Annotated in this window: 31 protein-coding genes; 28 read left to right on the forward strand and 3 right to left on the reverse strand. The window is 54.8% G+C overall.

Annotated features, from left to right (window positions below):
* Positions 1 to 5 precede the first annotated feature (5 nt).
* From traF to ET418_RS15045, 3 genes are all read right to left on the reverse strand, one after another.
* Positions 6 to 1199 carry a conjugal transfer protein TraF gene (traF, locus tag ET418_RS15035; protein WP_149308954.1) on the reverse strand — a complete coding sequence of 398 codons (1194 nt, stop codon included), beginning with the start codon at positions 1197 to 1199 and terminating at the stop codon, positions 6 to 8.
* Between the two features lie 547 nt (positions 1200 to 1746).
* Positions 1747 to 2952 carry a tyrosine-type recombinase/integrase gene (locus ET418_RS15040; RefSeq protein ID WP_149308956.1) on the reverse strand — a complete coding sequence of 402 codons (1206 nt, stop codon included), beginning with the start codon at positions 2950 to 2952 and terminating at the stop codon, positions 1747 to 1749.
* Entirely contained in the window at positions 2949 to 3515 is a 567-nt protein-coding gene (locus ET418_RS15045) for an XRE family transcriptional regulator (protein ID WP_188055607.1), read from the reverse strand. The genes ET418_RS15040 and ET418_RS15045 overlap by 4 nt, the downstream gene beginning before the upstream one ends.
* A 174-nt stretch (positions 3516 to 3689) precedes the next feature.
* Here ET418_RS15045 and ET418_RS15050 point away from each other — a divergent pair, with 174 nt between their 5' ends.
* The 28 genes from ET418_RS15050 (at position 3690) to ET418_RS15175 (ending at position 17678) form a co-directional block, all read left to right on the forward strand.
* Positions 3690 to 4007, forward strand: a complete 318-nt coding sequence (locus tag ET418_RS15050; protein WP_149308960.1) for a hypothetical protein — start codon at positions 3690 to 3692, stop codon at positions 4005 to 4007.
* Entirely contained in the window at positions 4007 to 4255 is a 249-nt protein-coding gene (locus ET418_RS15055) for a hypothetical protein (protein WP_149308962.1), read from the forward strand. The genes ET418_RS15050 and ET418_RS15055 overlap by 1 nt, the downstream gene beginning before the upstream one ends.
* Positions 4256 to 4280: 25 nt before the next feature.
* Positions 4281 to 4883, forward strand: a complete 603-nt coding sequence (locus tag ET418_RS15060; protein WP_149308964.1) for a hypothetical protein — start codon at positions 4281 to 4283, stop codon at positions 4881 to 4883.
* Complete coding sequence (locus tag ET418_RS15065; RefSeq protein ID WP_149308966.1) at positions 4880 to 5413, forward strand: hypothetical protein; 534 nt, start codon at positions 4880 to 4882, stop codon at positions 5411 to 5413. The genes ET418_RS15060 and ET418_RS15065 overlap by 4 nt, the downstream gene beginning before the upstream one ends.
* Positions 5410 to 5754 carry a hypothetical protein gene (locus ET418_RS15070; RefSeq protein ID WP_149308967.1) on the forward strand — a complete coding sequence of 115 codons (345 nt, stop codon included), beginning with the start codon at positions 5410 to 5412 and terminating at the stop codon, positions 5752 to 5754. The genes ET418_RS15065 and ET418_RS15070 overlap by 4 nt, the downstream gene beginning before the upstream one ends.
* Positions 5755 to 5791: 37 nt before the next feature.
* Positions 5792 to 6034: an HU family DNA-binding protein gene (locus tag ET418_RS15075; RefSeq protein ID WP_149308969.1), complete on the forward strand. Its 243-nt coding sequence runs from the start codon at positions 5792 to 5794 to the stop codon at positions 6032 to 6034.
* 190 nt (positions 6035 to 6224) lie between these two features.
* Positions 6225 to 6818: a J domain-containing protein gene (locus ET418_RS15080; protein WP_149308971.1), complete on the forward strand. Its 594-nt coding sequence runs from the start codon at positions 6225 to 6227 to the stop codon at positions 6816 to 6818.
* 10 nt (positions 6819 to 6828) lie between these two features.
* On the forward strand, positions 6829 to 7422 hold the full coding sequence (locus tag ET418_RS15085) for a hypothetical protein (protein ID WP_149308973.1): 594 nt from the start codon (positions 6829 to 6831) through the stop codon (positions 7420 to 7422).
* 3 nt (positions 7423 to 7425) lie between these two features.
* Positions 7426 to 7647: a hypothetical protein gene (locus ET418_RS18210; protein ID WP_188055609.1), complete on the forward strand. Its 222-nt coding sequence runs from the start codon at positions 7426 to 7428 to the stop codon at positions 7645 to 7647.
* A 23-nt stretch (positions 7648 to 7670) separates the two neighbouring features.
* Positions 7671 to 9164 carry a DNA modification methylase gene (locus ET418_RS15090; RefSeq protein WP_188055611.1) on the forward strand — a complete coding sequence of 498 codons (1494 nt, stop codon included), beginning with the start codon at positions 7671 to 7673 and terminating at the stop codon, positions 9162 to 9164.
* 22 nt (positions 9165 to 9186) lie between these two features.
* Positions 9187 to 9528 carry a hypothetical protein gene (locus ET418_RS15095; protein ID WP_149308977.1) on the forward strand — a complete coding sequence of 114 codons (342 nt, stop codon included), beginning with the start codon at positions 9187 to 9189 and terminating at the stop codon, positions 9526 to 9528.
* A 35-nt stretch (positions 9529 to 9563) separates the two neighbouring features.
* Positions 9564 to 9821 carry a hypothetical protein gene (locus ET418_RS15100; protein WP_149308979.1) on the forward strand — a complete coding sequence of 86 codons (258 nt, stop codon included), beginning with the start codon at positions 9564 to 9566 and terminating at the stop codon, positions 9819 to 9821.
* Positions 9822 to 9943: 122 nt separating this feature from the next.
* Positions 9944 to 10153: a hypothetical protein gene (locus ET418_RS15105; RefSeq protein ID WP_149308981.1), complete on the forward strand. Its 210-nt coding sequence runs from the start codon at positions 9944 to 9946 to the stop codon at positions 10151 to 10153.
* Between the two features lie 95 nt (positions 10154 to 10248).
* The gene (locus tag ET418_RS15110; RefSeq protein ID WP_149308983.1) at positions 10249 to 10431 is read left to right on the forward strand and encodes a hypothetical protein; all 183 of its coding nucleotides are present in this window, start codon (positions 10249 to 10251) and stop codon (positions 10429 to 10431) included.
* 27 nt (positions 10432 to 10458) lie between these two features.
* Positions 10459 to 10695 carry a hypothetical protein gene (locus ET418_RS15115; protein ID WP_149308985.1) on the forward strand — a complete coding sequence of 79 codons (237 nt, stop codon included), beginning with the start codon at positions 10459 to 10461 and terminating at the stop codon, positions 10693 to 10695.
* A 270-nt stretch (positions 10696 to 10965) separates the two neighbouring features.
* The gene (locus ET418_RS15120; protein ID WP_149308986.1) at positions 10966 to 11253 is read left to right on the forward strand and encodes a hypothetical protein; all 288 of its coding nucleotides are present in this window, start codon (positions 10966 to 10968) and stop codon (positions 11251 to 11253) included.
* Between the two features lie 66 nt (positions 11254 to 11319).
* On the forward strand, positions 11320 to 11739 hold the full coding sequence (locus ET418_RS15125) for a hypothetical protein (protein ID WP_149308988.1): 420 nt from the start codon (positions 11320 to 11322) through the stop codon (positions 11737 to 11739).
* A complete protein-coding gene (locus tag ET418_RS15130) occupies positions 11693 to 13711 on the forward strand; it encodes a phage terminase large subunit family protein (RefSeq protein WP_149308990.1) in 2019 nt (672 codons plus the stop codon). The genes ET418_RS15125 and ET418_RS15130 overlap by 47 nt, the downstream gene beginning before the upstream one ends.
* Positions 13712 to 13761: 50 nt before the next feature.
* Positions 13762 to 13983 carry a hypothetical protein gene (locus ET418_RS15135; RefSeq protein WP_149308992.1) on the forward strand — a complete coding sequence of 74 codons (222 nt, stop codon included), beginning with the start codon at positions 13762 to 13764 and terminating at the stop codon, positions 13981 to 13983.
* Positions 13983 to 14228, forward strand: a complete 246-nt coding sequence (locus ET418_RS15140) for a hypothetical protein (RefSeq protein WP_149308994.1) — start codon at positions 13983 to 13985, stop codon at positions 14226 to 14228. The genes ET418_RS15135 and ET418_RS15140 overlap by 1 nt, the downstream gene beginning before the upstream one ends.
* Before the next feature lie 97 nt (positions 14229 to 14325).
* Positions 14326 to 14511, forward strand: a complete 186-nt coding sequence (locus tag ET418_RS15145) for a hypothetical protein (protein WP_149308996.1) — start codon at positions 14326 to 14328, stop codon at positions 14509 to 14511.
* Positions 14504 to 14893, forward strand: coding sequence for a hypothetical protein (locus ET418_RS15150; RefSeq protein ID WP_149308998.1), 390 nt, complete (start codon positions 14504 to 14506; stop codon positions 14891 to 14893). The genes ET418_RS15145 and ET418_RS15150 overlap by 8 nt, the downstream gene beginning before the upstream one ends.
* Positions 14894 to 14956: 63 nt before the next feature.
* On the forward strand, positions 14957 to 15349 hold the full coding sequence (locus tag ET418_RS15155; protein ID WP_149309000.1) for a hypothetical protein: 393 nt from the start codon (positions 14957 to 14959) through the stop codon (positions 15347 to 15349).
* Complete coding sequence (locus ET418_RS15160) at positions 15346 to 15774, forward strand: hypothetical protein (protein ID WP_149309001.1); 429 nt, start codon at positions 15346 to 15348, stop codon at positions 15772 to 15774. The genes ET418_RS15155 and ET418_RS15160 overlap by 4 nt, the downstream gene beginning before the upstream one ends.
* Before the next feature lie 185 nt (positions 15775 to 15959).
* On the forward strand, positions 15960 to 16217 hold the full coding sequence (locus ET418_RS15165; protein ID WP_149309003.1) for a hypothetical protein: 258 nt from the start codon (positions 15960 to 15962) through the stop codon (positions 16215 to 16217).
* 12 nt (positions 16218 to 16229) lie between these two features.
* Positions 16230 to 16397, forward strand: coding sequence for a hypothetical protein (locus ET418_RS18215; RefSeq protein WP_188055613.1), 168 nt, complete (start codon positions 16230 to 16232; stop codon positions 16395 to 16397).
* 250 nt (positions 16398 to 16647) lie between these two features.
* Complete coding sequence (locus ET418_RS15170) at positions 16648 to 17250, forward strand: hypothetical protein (protein WP_149309005.1); 603 nt, start codon at positions 16648 to 16650, stop codon at positions 17248 to 17250.
* Between the two features lie 11 nt (positions 17251 to 17261).
* Positions 17262 to 17678, forward strand: a complete 417-nt coding sequence (locus ET418_RS15175) for a nucleoside triphosphate pyrophosphohydrolase family protein (RefSeq protein WP_149309007.1) — start codon at positions 17262 to 17264, stop codon at positions 17676 to 17678.
* The last annotated feature ends 2 nt before the right edge of the window (positions 17679 to 17680 follow it).

Here is a 17680-nt window from a genome sequence, read left to right on the forward strand (position 1 = left end):
ATCATTTAAAACGCAAGGTTCAGACTGCACTGAACCTTTGCCTCGGATGGATACGAGTGATTGTCGTATTTAACGGTACCAAGACCGTAAGCACCGTCGATATCGAGGTATATCATCGGGGCACCGACACTGAGACCGGCGGTCACGGCCCCCCCCGATTCGGAAAGATCGGTGTACCCACCGACACGGAGCTTGAGGGACTGGAAGGGGTGAAATTCCGCACCACCACCCAATAGTTGGCTTTTCAGCCCTGGGACGACCGTGGTATTTTTGATCACGTCGATATCGGCGACCACATCCAGCCAGCTCGCGAACTCCGCAGCGACCCCGGCACGGATTTGCGGGTCCACGTTGAATTTGTCGCCGTTCTTTGCGGAAAACGAGGGGGCGTTGAGGTTTTTACCGATCAGGCCGACGGTGACCGGAATCGGCAGAAGAGCTTCCGGTTTCCACATCACGCCGAGATCGATTCCCCATGAGGACGAACCGTTACGGTTTCTGGACAGGTCCTTTGTCAGGTCTTTCGAGGAGAGGACCGTACCATTATTAAATATTTTTGGATTTTCTGAAGTAACCTCGCCATACAGGTATTTGCCGGTGATGCCGAGGCCGACGTGGCCCAACTTGCCGACATCCAGGAGATACCCGTACGATATGGGGGCTTCGACAAGTGCGATGCCGCGTGTTGTTACGTAGTCATTATTCAGCGACGTAGTAATACTGCCGGGAGGGTTTGTTGTGTCAACAGGAACGGTGTGCGGAACCGCGCCCCCCTCAAATGTTCCGAAGACACCAAAACCGAACTGTTTGACCTGGGCGCCGAGAGCGGTGTTGGCGGTGACCCGGAGGTTGTCGGAAGCGGAGACATTGGCAACGGCATTGGCAAGGTTGTTTATGGCGGTCGTATTTGACTGGTTATTGTTCCAGGCCTTGTACGTTGTTGAAAGATTGTCGATGTCCTCTGCCAGCTTTTTTTCCGGTTTAAGGCCGGCAGCGGCAGTCAAGGATACGCTTACTGTCTTCTTCGCAAAGGCAAGGCCGGCGGGATTCCAGTACGGTGACATGGCACCATCACTACGAGCGACTCCGGCCCCTCCAACGCCGAGGGCGCCGTCGCCTACCGCTTGAAATTCGAGAGCATACCCGCTCTTACAGAGACTGAGGATCGCAAAAGCGGCTATTACTGAGCGTTTCATCATACAGTTTCACTCCTGGAGGTGAGATCAATGACGGCAAAATGCAGACACATGATTAATGAATTCCCCCGCCACAAAGGATGGGCGGAATTTGGCTCGCAGAGATTAATATCTTTTCGTGGGTATTACAATAGGTAGAAGCGCCCGCATTGACAAATTTCAAATGTCGGGACTCGGACTGGTGGAGGCGCTTGGTGGCCTTTGCCGGTTTTTCAGGGATTTTTTTACAATGGATACAACCGAAACAGCGTTGAATGGCAAACGGGAAGGTGCAGGTGGAAGTAGTAGCTCTTTCCCCGCTGGAGCAGATGTGGTATACGCATAAGGGCCCTCTTTTTGATCTCGGCTTGTGTACCGAAACAAGAAGAAGGCCCTTGATAGAAAAACTGCCTTTTCAGGCAGTTATGGAATTTTTTTTGGGGTGGCTAGTGGGATTTGAACCCGCTTGCGCGTACCGGAAAACATAATTAAAACCCATAATTACATGACACACGGAAAAGCCGTACAAAGAATATACAAAAAACCTGTAGCGCATAGTATACAAAAGGGCTTAATCATAGTCGAAGCCTTTTGCCGGATCCTCCTCTCCAATAATAACGTGAGCGTATTGCTTCGTGGTGTTGATGTCCAGATGCCGGAGGGCACCCTGGACGTATTTTAGATCACCTCCCGATTTTTTCAACAACCACGACCCGTATGTGTGCCGAAGATTATGCAACGATAGTTCAGGGGGAAGACGGGCACGTTTAATGATCAGCGAAATTGAATTGGTAATATTTTCCAAATTCAACATACGGTGGCCACCTAAAACAAAACGACCCTCCCGAGGCATTTCTTTTAACAACGCACGCAACCGATCCGGGATGACCACCACATCCGCCTCGCCAGACTTAGTAGTGAATTCCTCGCCATCAATTTCCTTGGCCTCGATTTTTATGACGCTCTCGTCCAAGTCAACATCATCCCAGGTCATCCATTTTAATTCAGCGCGACGCATTCCGGTATAAAGAGCAATCATGGCCAAGTAGTATGCATACCCATGAGCGAGATGGGCATTGGCCTTGGCAGCGTCCAAAAAATTTGTGATTTCGGTCTTGGAGAGAGCCCGGCGCAGTTTTTTGCGCTTATCGGGACAATCGACCTTCCGGGCAACGTTGTTTGCGACCATGCCCAGAGTTACCGCCTCGTCGATTATGGCCCGAAGAACCTCCAGATCGTTACGCACCGTTTTGGGCGCCACACCTTCGACAGCCCGCCCATTTTTGGTATTTACGTGGACCAGCGTGCCCTCCAACCGCCCCAGAATAAATACCCTGACATCGTTCTCCGTCAGGGTTGGGATGGGGTAATCTTCGAGCCAGCCCAAAATAAAATCGGCGCGTCGCAGATTGATCGTATGGCCATAGGCCGTATTCGAGACTTTATTGGTGGTTTTGTAATTTTCAAAGACCCTCTTCAAGTCATAGGCGACAACGGCATCATTCCCGGCAAACTTGAGGGCCTCTTCCTCGGTCATCAGCCCCTCGTGTTGCGCCATAATGAGTTCTTTGGGCTTCGCGCTATGGGATCGTGTGCTATTTTCCAAAAACTCCGCACGCCGGCACAGAGTGTTTGCATCCCGCTGCGAGCCGCAATATTTATATTTATCCTTTGTCGAGCCATCGGGGAAATATAGCTGGTAACGCACCTGGAATAGAATCTTGTCCATGCCATTTTTGTCTTTGCCGCGCTTGTGCTTATAGATGGCCGCGGTCATGGGCGCCTCATTACAAAGACAACTTTACCGATCATCGCAAAAGCCGAGAACGCCTCGGACGTGATAACCTCGTTCGCATATTTTTCGTTGTCACACGACAGGACCAAATCACCACTCGCCATAATCTGGATTCTCCTAACCATAAGATTTACAGCAACAAAAGCATAAATGCCATTTTCTGTAATAGGACCAGGCAAGGGCTCAACCAAGAGCACCTCGTCCTGCTGAAACGTCGGCGACATGCAATCAGATACCGCCATGAACAGCAGTAACCCGGCCAGCCGGTCCGAAACATCACGGACACAGCCGCCATAGACATCAATTGCCACATAGCCATCTTTATTCGATTCTGGGGTAGGCAGAAGCATGTTGCCACGGCCCGACAGTATCCAATTTACATCGAACCCCAGTTTTAGCAGTTCCATGAGAAGGTCGGTTTTAGGTTTGGCCCCCCCCTCATACTGCTGCCATGAGCGATTGGACACCCCTACCCGTTGAGCCATTTCGGATTGAGTGAGCCCCATAAATAGGCGAATTTCTTTCAACCGCTGAGGAATTTGCATAAGAGACCCACCAGATAAGTAAATGGTTGACTGGACGCATTGAATTACATATACTGCGTCAAGTCCTGCGTAACTATAACACAAAATGTGTAGAAAAAAAGAGGCAAAAGGAGGTTTACGACTATTATGCGTAAAAACCGACATTTTAAAACGAAAGAAGGTGACGGTAAGTAAATGGTAACAGAAACCGTAAAAAGTGCAATTTTAGCACGGGTTTTGGAATATATGGAGCAGCACCAAGAGGAAGGCGTCGCCAGGCTGGAAGCGGCCATGGCCAACGGGAAGATCCTCTACACCACCGCAGAGGTGATGGAGATGACCGGATGGGGGCGCAGTTACATTTTGCAACTCGTCAACGAGGGGATACTGCCGCACCTACCGGGGAACCCCCATCGGTTCCTGATCGCCCCGCTGAAACAGGCATTATACGATTTGCAGACAGGTGGAGTTTTTGGCCGGAGGAAATCAAAACTTAAAACCAGGAGAAAATGATGCAATGCTTTGATGTACAGTGCCACGTTAAAGACCCCGAAATGTTGTCGTCGATTGTAGATAGCGTTTTTGCAGAACTGGAGCTTGACAAAACAGTAGAGGCATTTAAAGAAAAGCTTGATCCGCCGACAATACCGGAGTTTAATACTCTCGATGACCTTTTTATCAAGGCGAGCACCTTGATTTCGATGAAAGTGGCGCAAGCGCTGGTATGCGACAAGTGCAAAAAAAATGTAACCAGGCCGTAGCGCATACAAAACAGCAGAGGGCTTAATGGTAGAAATTAAGACCAGGTTGATCAGCAGACAGTGGATGCGAGCCGCAAAAGCGTGGCGCTGTTTTCTGGAACTGCCGGATGAACAAAAAATAGCCGTCCAATTAACCGGGTATATTGGGGATCAGTTCTCGGTGACCATCATTACCGAGACTGAGACATGCGATATCGACCCGGCATACATAGTGGACATCCCAAATAAGGGAAAACGGTTTCATCTGGTGCTGGAAACGGTATTCGAGAACCAGGCATCCATCGGGCCGACGCTCACCGCCATGGTGGGCAGCACCGCGACCCTGATCATCAACCACAAAATAGGCGATCAAGGGGGAATGGATACTCCCCTCCCCCACTTTCCAGAAGACAATGAACGTGGAGACCTCATAGAGAACGCAGCCTTGCGAGGTCTCCACGCAACATTTTTCAAAAACGAACGCTTCCAGGCTTTTATTACCTCAAAAACAGGCCAATCAATCCACGACGAGAGCACCTGCAAAGAAGTGTTCAAGGAATACATGGCCGTCAAAAGCTGCAAAGACCTCACCCAGAAGCAATACCTCGAAGTGCTACACGAATTCAACGAGTGGATAAAAAAACGATGATATGGCAGCCCACAGAACATCAAGCGGAACGGGCCAGGCGCCTGATCAACGTCCGCGGCAGGTTTATCAACTGCCGGCACTACGCGGTAAAGGCAAAGGCGATCAACTGCAAAAAGCATGGACCGCGGAAAACATGCCGAGGCTGCCGGACCTGCCCGGCCTGCGACGGGACGCTGGCGTTCGACCAGATATCGGCGATCCCAGGACAGCGGCGCACCACCATCTATGAGACGTATTCGTGTGTCCACTGCGGGGCGATTATTGAACACGAGTATGTAGCGTATACCGAACAGCAACCCCCAAACCAGCGCCGAGGGAAATGTCAGGTGGAGGGCTGCCGCAGGACCGCCTACGAGGGGCACGAGCACCAGGATGGCAAGACCTGGACCGTGTGCGTTACCCACTTCCGCAGGATGAAAACGTGGCGGGCCAGCGAAAAGGGCGAGGACCAGAAACCACTCATAGTGGCAATGGGCCGGCTGGTGGACAACCCGAGCTATTGGACAAAGCAAAAAAGGAGGAAGTCGTGAGCAATGGGAAATTTCATGCGATAGCTGAAAAGATCGCAAACACAGTTGCCAAGAAGAATGCGGCCTATGGGGATAGTACGACAAAGTGCGGAGAGTTCCTGGAGCTGCTGTACCCGAACGGTGTCCAACCCGAGCAATACGCCGATATGCTCGGGGTCGTGCGCGTATTCGACAAGCTGATGCGAATCGCAAACGACAAGGACGCATTCGGAGAAGATCCGTGGGAGGATATCGCCGGGTATGGCATTATTGGGGTGGAACGTGGTACTAGAAAGGCAGATCATCCCGGGCCGCTCAACGAGCCCCGGCTGCATGCAACTATAATCGGCGGGACTCGCTAAAGCGAGCCGCACAAACAAACAGAAAAGGAGAACTGGTATGGCAGGAATCGCAGATCTGGCAAAAAGAGCAGGAGTCAAAGAGGATGACGTCAAAAGCGTCATTGATGCAATCAAGAGCCTGACGGCAACCGAGCGTGTCAATATTCATGGTTTTGGCACATTCAAAACCACGCACAGGGCGGCGAGGAAGGGGAACAATCCCAAAACAGGGAAACCGATCCAGATCGCAGCGAAATCGGTGATCACGTTCAAGGCGACCCAGGCCAAGCCGGAGAAGTAGCAGGGTTAAAACGCCAGCAAACCGGACGCAGAACCGGGACGACGGCCCGAAAGCGAATACCTTAATTGAGGAATTGGGGGAGACGCAGGGGGGTAAGCACGTCGGAATCAAATGCTTCGGGGGGGTATCGCGTCCCCCCTTCATTTTAACCTGTCTGTAGCGCATATCGGACAGCATGGAGACTCGTCAGATGGCAATCAACAAGAAAAAGGCCGAGAAGATACTTGGCGTGAAAGAGGCGGAAGGTCGGGAAAGCATCCGCAAGGCATACCGGTGCCTGGCCAAGAAACACCATCCAGACGCAGGCGGCAAAAAAGAGGATTTCGAGCTATTGCAGATCGCCATGGACACCCTGCTCGACGAAGACAAGGAACCAGGGCAGCCGGTCCAGGATTTTATGAAGGCATTCCAACAGGCGGTCACTGGATGCAACCCCACCAGAGACGACCTCATCAAAAGGACTCGGGACGTACTGTGCAAAAAGATCAATGGCCTGCAGCAGCAGATCGAGGCGAACCGGAAAGCGATAGCAAACAGCGAACTGATCATAAGCCGGCTTACCTGCAAGCGCCCCAACGATCCAGTCAAAGTCATGCTCGAGAACGCCGCCGCCAGTTCCAAGCAGGTGATAAAGCAACTGGAAGGGATGATCGAGAGCATGCAGGGAGCGCTAGAAATCGCCGATGCCTACGAGTACCGCACAGACCCGCCGCAGGATACTACAACATTATCAATAGCGGCATTCATGGACCAATTTGATGGATACTTCAACACCACCGCGTAAGGAGATCATCATGCGTAAATTCGAAACGATGCTGCAATGGGTTAACGGGCGCAGGGGAAAACTGCTGACACCGCAGGAAGCCGCCACAACGGGGATATCCCCTGGTTATGCCGCGCAGATTATGGCCGAGATCCACCGCCAGGGGGGAGGATTCAAGGAGAAGATCGCCGGCGAGACGGTCTACAAGTTCGATTACCAGGTGGAGATGAAACACATCGAGCCGGTGCTGGAACGGGGCCGGGAATCGGCGAGACTGAGCGCAGAGAACAGGGCTGCACAGACCGCCCCGGGACAGACCGATGAGCAGAGCGCCCTCGACTTCGCCGACAAGCCCCAGGCGGGAACCGAACCTCCCAAAACCATGGAGAGCCCCAAAACGATTGAGCCGTGGTTCCTGCAAAAAATGGTGGAGCCTGGGAAGTATGCGCTACTGATGGCGGCGGGAAGCTCGATAGAAATCGAGAAAATCGTTCGCTATTACCACAACAGCACCGGCATCGCCATGTTGGACGTCGTTCTGCTCCCGACTTCCGGCGCCGGCACGACCCGCATGGCAACCATCAACTACGCCCACGTCGCGGCGGCATTCGAAAGGGAGAAGTGACCCATGGGGAATGAGGAACTGGCAAAGGCGCTCCACGAGGCAGGGAGAGCCGCAGTAGAGCAAGGGGCAACCGTGGCCGCTGAGAAGTTTGGGGAAAAGACCAGGAAGTTTCTGGAATGGGACGAGATCACCGAGCCCGCCAGAGAAGGCCGCAGGATCCAAGCCGCATGGCTGCAGGAGCATTTCACTATCACCCCCAAGGGAACAACTACGCCCACTATGTAGCGCATGGCAAACAAGGAGAACCAATGTCCGTCAGAGAGAAAATAAGAGAGAAGTACAAGGGCAAGCCCGCTCCGAAGAACAAGAACGACGACCGGACCATCGATAACCTGGCTACTCCGGCCAAGGAAATAAGCCCGGAGTCGATAGCAGACCTCCGCCCATCAGGATATAACCCCAGGACGATCACGGCAGAGCAACAGAAGATGCTGCAGGAGTCCATGAAGGTGTACGGCGACCTGGGAGGCATCGTGTTCAACCACACCACGGGGCGCCTGATCGGCGGGCACCAGCGGTCCAAGATGCTGGACCCGAACTGGCAGATCACCAAGGAGCCCCAGACCGACTCCACCGGGACCATCGCCATAGGCTACGCCCTCACCCCATACGGGAAGTTTTCGTACAGGGAAGTGGCATGGCCGGAGGACAAGGAAAAGGCAGCCAACATCGCGGCGAACAAGATGGGCGGCGTGTTCGAGGACGAGACGCTGGCCCTGCTGCTCAAAGACCTCTACGACCAGGACAGCGAATACCTGAACCTGACCGGCCACGATCAGAACGAACTGGAAGAACTGCTCGGCCTGAACGAGAAGGAGAAGCTCGGCAAGGAAGACCCCGAGGTTTTGCCGGTAGAAGATCCGTTCGTCAAGCTGGGCGACCTGTGGGTACTCGGGGAAAACCGTCTACTGTGCGGAGACAGCACCAGCATCGCCGACCTTGACAAGCTGATGATGGGGGAAAAAGCCGATCTGGTGTGGACCGACCCGCCATACAACGTCAAATACGAAAGCAAGGCCGGAAAGATCAAGAACGACAACATGAGCCCCGAGGCATTCAAGGAATTCCTGCTGTCGGTGTTCTCGGTCATGCATTACGCGCTCAAGCCGGGCGGCTGCTTTTACATCGCCCATGCCGAGGGCAACAACATCGGCGACGTGTTCCGTTCCGCGGTCAACGGGATCAAGGGCCTGCTCATGAAACAGTGCATCATATGGGTAAAGGACTGCGCGGTCCTGGGCCGGCAAGACTACAACTGGAAGCACGAGCCGATCCTGTACGGATGGAAGGAAGGCGCCGGCCACTATTTCAACGGAGATTTCACCCAGACCACCGTGATCGACGATGCCCCGGACATTTCCAAGATGGACAAGAAGCAACTCCAGGCATGCATCACCGAGATGCGCAACCGGGAAGTTTCCAGTGTGATCAGGATCCAAAAGCCGGCAAAGAGCGAATGGCACCCAACCATCAAGCCCGTCAAACTCGTGGAAAGGAACGTCTACGCTAGCAGCCTGCCCGGGGAAATCGTGCTCGACCTGTTCAACGGATCAGGAACCACCATCATCACCTGCAGGAAGACCGGGCGGCGCGGCAGGGGGATGGAACTGGACCCGAGATACGCCGAGGCGACGCTGAAGAGGTACATGGAATACTGCGGCGAGGAACCGATGCTCATGGGCGCAGACGGGAAGATGACGCCGTTCTCGGAAGTCGAAAAACAGCGCAAAGCCAACGCATAATCAAAAAAAGGAGAGCATCCCCATGATTTACTATATTACGAATTTCAAATTTAACAGCTTTATAGGCATTTTATTGTTCTGGGTTCCACTCGCTTTTTGCGCGGTAGGGTACACAATCCGCACGGCCAAAGACTACATGGAGGACAAGACGGACCGTGCAAAAGCCGAGTCGGAGGGCACAAGCTATTCCCCAACCGTCACAGTTGGGACTTTGATCGGGCGGGGGATCGTCTCCGTAGTGCCGATAGCAAATATCTGGGCAGCATTATTCGATGTGGCCCCGGAGCTTTTCAGTAAAACGTTCCTAGTGATCGGGAAACTATTCAACATCCCGCTGGTCCCGAAACGAAAGAAACAGGCATAACCACAGGGCAGCGCATACCAAACAGGAGAAACGAAATGCTCAAGACATTCTATATGCTGAAACGGCTCAGAAAGGCCATCCAATACAACTGCGCGATCAGGGCGGAACAACTCGAGGACGGGTTGAAACTCGAAGTCGCGTTCCCGGATCCCAAAACGCAGAAGCTCCTGGGCATCAGCAAAACATTCAGCCTGCAGGAACTCAAGGACTGCAAGAGCAGTGATGATGCCCTGGTGGAAGAATTCGCCACAGGGGTGCGAGACGCAATCGCCAAAACGTGGGCAATGCCATGACCGGGAACCGATTCGAAAAGACCAGCGGAGTCATGGTGGACGTTCCGAGGTGGGGCCATAGAATAAACCTGCTCTTCTGGCAACGCCTTGGGACTAATTTCTTAATCGCACAGCCGGTTGTGATGACACAGGCAGAGGAAGGTGAGCCATGCGAACCGACCCTCTCGCTCGACCCAGGAGCCGCCCAGGAACTCATGGACGAACTTTACCGAGTGGGCATCAGGCCGACCGAGGCCGTCGACAGCACCGGGGAACTCAATGCTACCAAATACCACCTGGAGGACATGCGCAAGCTGGCGCTCCAGGGGAAAGAAAGGGAACCGCAACGATGAACGTTTTTAATCGGATATTCTCTGCTCTTTGTGGCAGGGATGCAAAGCCGAAGAGAGAACCTCGGTATATCGTGATCAGGCCGGATGAAGCGGACGTGCAGATTGCCATTCGCAGACGTTATGACATCTTAGGATCGGCATTAAAGGAAGGATCATCCAGCGAGGCGAGATACGACCTGTGGCGCTGTATCGCCAGACACTACCCCGATACGGAAAAAGGGAACTGGAAAATAAGCATGGGGGGAACAATCATCGTCCTCACTGAAATAATCGACTGACCAGATGAGCCAATGATGGAGGGAACAATGTGCAACCAGAACTGCCACATCGACGTGCTCAACGGGTCAGAAATCGTGAGTCTCAAAGAGATCACGGAGAACTCAATCGTTATTATCAGAGGCACCGGGCCAAACTTTGAGCTTTCCCAATGTCTCGCAAAGCAGATACCCCCCGGCACGCTCATATGGATGGCCCGAGAAGGCGAAGGCATTGAGGTACTCGAAGAAACAGAGATGAACCGGCTCGGATGGTACAGGAAGTGAGCACAACCGACCCACGATATGCGCGGACGCTCGGCGAGGCGGCCAAGAATCCAGACGGGACGTACAACGCCATCAAAGCGCTGTCGTGGCTGTCGGAGTGCTTCTCCCCAGGGCGCGGGATACCAGAAAGCGAAGTCCGGCAGATGGCAGAAGATGCGATACAAGCCCGGAAGAGTACGGCAGAAAATGCGATACAAGCCCGGAAGAGTACGGCAGAAAATGCAAACGAACAATGAGCAGCACACCACCACACCATAGGAGGAACCACAAATGTACGATGACCTGAAGATGGACGCACCAATCAACTCCAGACAACTCGCCTCAGTAGAAATACGAGAATTCGGTGCCAAGCTGGCGGACCGCGCAAACAGCCTGGCGGAGAAGGTAGAAACAAGACTCCGGCCCATAACTACCCCCCCCAGCCCCAATCCAGGCAAATCAAGCCCCGGAGAGGATAGCAAATACCCTCCGCTGTTCCAAGAACTCAATGGCATTCTCGAATCGATTAGCGATTCGCTGGATGCTATCGACGGCACCATATACCGCGTGGAACTGTAGGAAGCGACGGCGCACGGGATTGTTTCGACCGTGCGCCGCTATATAAACGAAAGGGAGAACACAGCAATGGCAAAGAAGCACGCCGGAGGCAGACCGACCAAGTTCAACCAGGACGTCGCCGACAAGATCATCGCCGCAATACGTAACGGGAACTACATGGACGTGGCTGCGGCATTCGGCGGTATCACAAAGGAAACTCTCTACGCCTGGATGCGAGAAGGAGCCAGCAAAACCAAGGGGCCGATGCACGAGTTTTCTGACTCTGTTAGAAAGGCGCTCGCGGATGCCGAGGCTACAGACCTCGCGCTCATCAGGAAAGCGGCACTCGACGGCGCATGGCAGGCTGCGGCATGGCGGTTGGAACGCCGGTTCAAGAGCAGATGGGGCAAGACCATCGACGTAACCAACGATCTGAAAAATAAGACCAACGAGGAACTCCTTGCACTACTCGAAGACGCAGATACTGATGGAGTTGGAGCGGCGTAAGCAGGAGGAACGCGCCCGAGCAATGAAGCTCCTGCAGGAACGGGGAGTCACGATACCGCAGCACATCGTCGCATCGGGCCGGCCCTCAATCGCCAAGGACGTACCGAACAGCCTGTACGAACTAGTCGAGAAGATCCGGCGAACGCTTAAGGTCGACAACGAGCCGTTCACATGGGAGGGGCACGAGTACCTGATCGAGCCGTACAAGGCCATGCAGGTGACCGGCGACCATGACCTGAACGGGCTCAAGATGGTGCTCATGTGCGGAGCCCAGGTGGGTAAGACCATCTTCGGATTTCTCGCGCTCGTATGGCTCGCGCTGCGATTTTGGGGGAAATACTTCGGGTACTTCCTCCCGGACCAGGCCATGGCCATGATATTTTCCGACGTCCGATTCAAGCCGACCGTGCGCAGCATCCCGGAGATCAAGCCGCTCTGGGGAGAGGATCCAGACGCCGACCCGGGAGAGAAACGAAAGACCGACCAGAAGCGCGTCAGGTCCATCGGCCCCTCGCAGATATTTTTCAGCTACATGCAGGGCGCCACCTCCACCGAGTCGATACCGATGCTCGGCGTGATCTTCGACGAGGTCCGCAAGATGATGGAAGGCGACATCGAGCGGGCCGAGGAACGTATCAGCCACTCGCCATACCCCATCAACTTCAAATACAGCACCGCGGGCTACCCAGACGCAAACATCGACAAATACTTCAAACAGTCCGACCAGCACCGGTTCCACAGCCGGTGCGGATGCAAGGACGGCGTGGTCCTGGCCGACTGCTTCCCGGATTGCATCGGCCAGCGCGGCAAGGAGTACGTCTACGTCTGCCCGACCTGCAACGAGATCATCACCAACCCCCGAGACGGCCTGTGGATCCCCCACAACCCGGAATCGAAAATCATCGGCTACCACATACCGCAGACCCTATCCTGCCGGCAGACGCCCGAGAAGATCATCCGCGCATACGAAGAGGCGCAAGACCTACAGGAGTTTTTCAACTCCAAGCTGGGGATCGCATACCTGGCGCCGGAGTCGCGCATCGTCAGCGACGACATCCTCCAGGCCACGGTCAACCCCGACCTGAAATGGCTTACCAAGGGCACCAACTTCGCCATGGGCGTGGACCAGATGGGCGGATTTAACGTGGTCGTGATCCGCTATTGGGGGCCGAAGACCGACAGCGGCCTCCACAAGTCCCGGCTGGCGCACATCGAGTTTGTCTACGCAGACGATCCATGGGAACGCTGCGACGAGCTCATGAAGCAATACGATATCAGCGCATGCGTCGTCGACGGTCTGCCGAACATCAACGAGGCCCGCAGGTTCGCGCAACGGCACCGCGGCAAGGTCTGGCTGGCGGACTACAGCTACGAGACGAAGGGCGACGGCGATATCTGCGAATGGGGCGACCGACCAAAGCAGAGCGCATCCGAGAAGCGGTCGAGCGACGAGATCAAGAACAAGTTCACGGTCCGCATCAGCCGATACCACGGCATCGAGTGGAACCTCATGAAGTACGTCCACCGGTTCAAGGAGCAGCCGAACGAACTGGCGCTGGAAGCCGAGATACAGGACACGCTCGGCAAGAAGAAGATGGTTCGCATGTGCAAGGACGTGTTCTGGGTACACCTGCAGAAGGTGGCCCGGCGCAAGGAGTGGATCGACGAGTCGCAGGGCAAGTTCCGCATGATCTTCGAGAACATCGGCCTGGACCCCCACTGCCTGCACTCCGACCTTTACTGCGAACTGGCGCTCTCCCGGGTACCGGTCGATAGCCGCAACCGGCCATTCGGGGATTTGGCTCCCAGCGACAAGAAGCCCGGGGAGCATTCCTGGACGAAGCAGGGAGCATCCCAGGTCTATATCTGCGACCACTGCCGGATGGCGGTCAGAGCCAATCCCGGGCAGACAGCACAGGCGGCGGCAGATGCAGCAGGATACACAGCATGCCAGGCGGATTGGCAGGCATAGTAACGAGAAAATCCGATAAGGGCAGCAATCAAACCACCAGGGAGGTAACTATGGAAGCATGCAGTAACCCGGAGTGCCCGCACCACGAAATTCCGCTGGGCAAAGACGGTTGTTTTGAAGTCAGAACAATCAAAGGTATTTTTCCCAACCAGACGATTGAAAACCGCCTCTTTAAGAGCCACCTATACCGCGACGACCATGGCAGGGATTTGTATTTTTGCGATATCTGCCACAGCGCCATATGGATGGTGCAGAACGGAGGGCACCGATAATGGAGAAATTCTGGATGATCGCCAACGTGGCTGCGGCAACCGAGCTACCGAACGGAGACGAGAAGATCGAGCCGCAGCACGCACCGAAGTACATTCACATGCACGAGGACGCGGCAGAGCAGGAGCTTATCCGCCTACAGCAAGCGCATCCTTCCGGCACGTTCGTCCTGCTCGAAGCCATGAGCATCGCCAAGCCGAGGATGGTAATGGTGATCGAAAAGCTGGAACTGCCGCCGCCGTTTTAGGCCGTAGCGTATGGCAAACATTTTTATGGCAGCCAAGCAGAAAATGTGATACTTTCTGCGGGTAAATATAGCACTTTCCGCAAAGGCAAGGGGAGCAATGAGCAGCGACAAAAGACAGGGCCTGGAGGTTATCCAGGATGAAAACGAGATGTTCACCGTGGTGATCAGAATGGGCCGCCACAAGACCAGCATCAGGGGCAAACAGGAATATAACCGGACGCTCCGCAGCATCATCAAGCAATGCGAGTGCCGCCTCGTTGACAAGAGGGTCAAGCATGCATGAGATCAACTGCCGCACCGACTGCCCGGACATAGGGCGCTGCTGCCGGGTGTTTATTCTCAACAGGGGCGCGAACTACAAGCGCAGCATCGAAGAAAAGACCCCATTCAGAGTAATTAAAGCGGAAGAACAAAGCTGCGTCGCTACCTGCAAGAACCTGCAGGCGGACGGCCTGTGCAGCGACTACGAGAATCGGCCCGCGACGTGTTGGGATTATACGCCCGGGGTGGAGTCGTTGTGCGCTCTTTTCGTCGGTCCACCAAAGCCAGGTGGCATGACCGAACTGAATCCCGAACTGCTGTACATGCGGGAGAGCAACACGGCGCATCATTCTGCGAGGGCGGCTTTAGAGGTAACAGAAGGTAAAGCCATGCCCGCTGCGTAGCGCATGGCATACAGCGGGCCACAAAAAAGGGAGAGAGGACATATGAGGTTACCTCAAACATTCATGGCATACCAACTCAGAACATGGCCCGTCGAAGAAGAACGAAAGTGCGGGAAACGGACATGGTGGCAGCCGGCGAGGCCGCTACCGTTTCGCACCGGGATCGTCGGATTTTTCCGGTTCCTGCCGTTACGCCTCAAGATCACCTGGAGAGTTTTCTCCGGGAGATACGACGCGGTGAGCTGGACGGAGAGCGGCGATGGCAGCCCGCGGCGCACCAGCAGCGGGAACGCCAGCGTGACCGACAACGAAGCGATCAAGCAGAGGGTAGGGGCGTTTATGTCAACTGCCGACGATCCGAGAGTAATCATCAGCGACCTATACGCCTCGCTGGTGAGAACCGAGCACGCGCTGGAAGCCGCGATATCGAACACGGATGGAGCCACAAAAATATGAAAACCATCAGAGCAATCATCGCATATCTGTTTTGCCCATACGACAGCACCGACGACAAGGACAAAGGCGAGAGAAGCGGGCTCACAACGGCGGTGGATCATGCCACCGGTGTCCATTATCTCAAATCGTGGGCATTCGGCACTCCCATCGTCAGGCTCCGGGCCGATGGAATCCCATACACAGAAAAGGACGCCAAGCCGTTCTGGACGACCGAAAAGCCGACCGTCGAAGGCTACTACTGGACGAGGATAGACTGGCAAGACGTCAGCCCGGAGCCGGTGCGGGTCGCCATCAACCCGGACGAAGCCTGCAAGTTTGAGCGCGTGTGGATCTGGCGCACCGGGGAAGAAAATGCCACCGAGTTCGGCGATTTTGTGCGGCTGTTCGGCGGGGAATGGTACGGGCCGGTGGCGGGACCGCAGTAACCACGGAGGAAATCCGCCATGAAACACCTGCCAGAAATTTTGATCGCAGCCGCGCTGGCAATAGAGATTTATTCGTTTTTTGCCTGCATGGCGCTGTTTAACACACCCTACCCATTCTTAAAATGGAGCCAAAAATGGGAACTCGAGCAACAATCCAATTCAAAGACCGCAACGATGTGTACTACGTGTACCGAGGACACGACGGCCACCCGGAAAACGTCTTGGCCGACATCGAGGAAGTCCTGGAAAAAGTGAAAGGGAGATGGAGTGGCCCCGAGTGCGAACTGCTCGTCACGTTTTTCCTCGGCGTGACCTTTTTCAAAAGTGCCAACAGTCGGGTCCCAGACTATCAGATCACCAGCAGCTTCCACGGAGACGAGAGCTACCGCTACTACGTCGAATACGATTGGGGCACCCATAGCTGGAAAGTCACACACCAGTAACGGAGGACCACGATGCACCTTTACACGGAATGCCCGGGATGCGGGAAACCAGTGACAGCCAACCTCACCCACAAGGAGGCATGGTGCGGCACCGACGAGATGCGACCGGCAGCCGTGGTGATGTGCCCCGAGTGCCGGACGGAGATAGAGATACTGGTCGTGACCAGGAGGAAAACGTGACAAGCACGACGCTCGTGGAACGAATCAAGGATATCACAAAACGGGGCATCATCATCGACCGGCCAGGGTGCATAGAGGCGAAGGTGCCCCGCAAACAGATCCCAGCCGTTGAAAAATTATTGAGGGACAACGTACCAATTTGCGTCTGGTTTGAAGTCGGCCCGCTGCCATTCTGGGCATGCCGATTCCAGAAATTTCAAGCCAGACAGGACACGACCGGATTCCCGACTACAAGAACAAAGGAGCGACAATGACCGAAGCAAACGAATTACTCCGCAGCGCCCACGAAATAGCGAAGCGGGAAGGCGTCGAAACCAATTGGGAAGCCTTCAAAAAAAACCTGCTGAGAGAGCTCAAACGCCAGGCCGGGGCGCTGGACGAGACGGATGAGCAAACCACTCTGCGTGCGACCTGCACGGCGAAGACATACAGGCTGCACCACTCGTGCAGAGACGTCGGAACTCTGCCGCCCCTCATGGATATGGTGGATAGGCTGCGGAACTTCCAAAACGGCATCCACGGGCAATTTTTTTTAGAGGCAGCGGACAGGATCGAAAGGCTGACATCGGACAATCAAGTCCTCCACCTCAAAAACGAAGCTCTGAAAGCGCCGCAGAGAGTCGAAGATGCACCGCTCTGGTGCGTCCATATCGAGGGGCCGGACGACCTGATCGCAATGCCGTCAATGGATGCCGCAGGCAGAGAGGCGGCAAAGCTCAATAAGTCGATTGGGCGGCAATGGGAGGAAGGCGACCCCGAGATTACCGCCATCGCAACCCTGTGGCCGTATTCGGCAGAGTCCCACGCAAAGGCTCTGGCCGAGGCCCAGGAAGAAGAGAACGCAACCCACTAGAAAGGAACGAAATGGACCTCCGAGACACCATCACCGAATGCGCAGAGATCACCAAGGCTCACGGCTTCGCCACCGACCAGCACGCGACACAGCTTGCGCTTATCGTGACCGAAGTAGCCGAGGCAATGGAATGCGTCAATCTCCTGAACCCTGCCGACAGCATCAGCGAGTCCGTAATGCTCGATTTCTGCAACGGCATATTGGCCAAGAGCTACGGCTTCGAGGCATTCCGCAAGAGCGCGAAGCACCACGAAGACAATTCCATCGTCGTCGATCAGGACCACCTCAACGAGGAACTGGCCGACATCGTGATACGGGTATGCAGCTACGTCGGCGGGAACGGCCAGACCGACGCCTTCCTGCAGGCGCTCGCGGCCAAGATCGAGAAGAACCGCAACAGGCCGTACCTGCACGGCAAGGGATTCTGACA

It is taken from the genome of Oryzomonas rubra (assembly GCF_008369015.1).
Lineage (GTDB): Bacteria > Desulfobacterota > Desulfuromonadia > Geobacterales > Pseudopelobacteraceae > Oryzomonas > Oryzomonas japonica.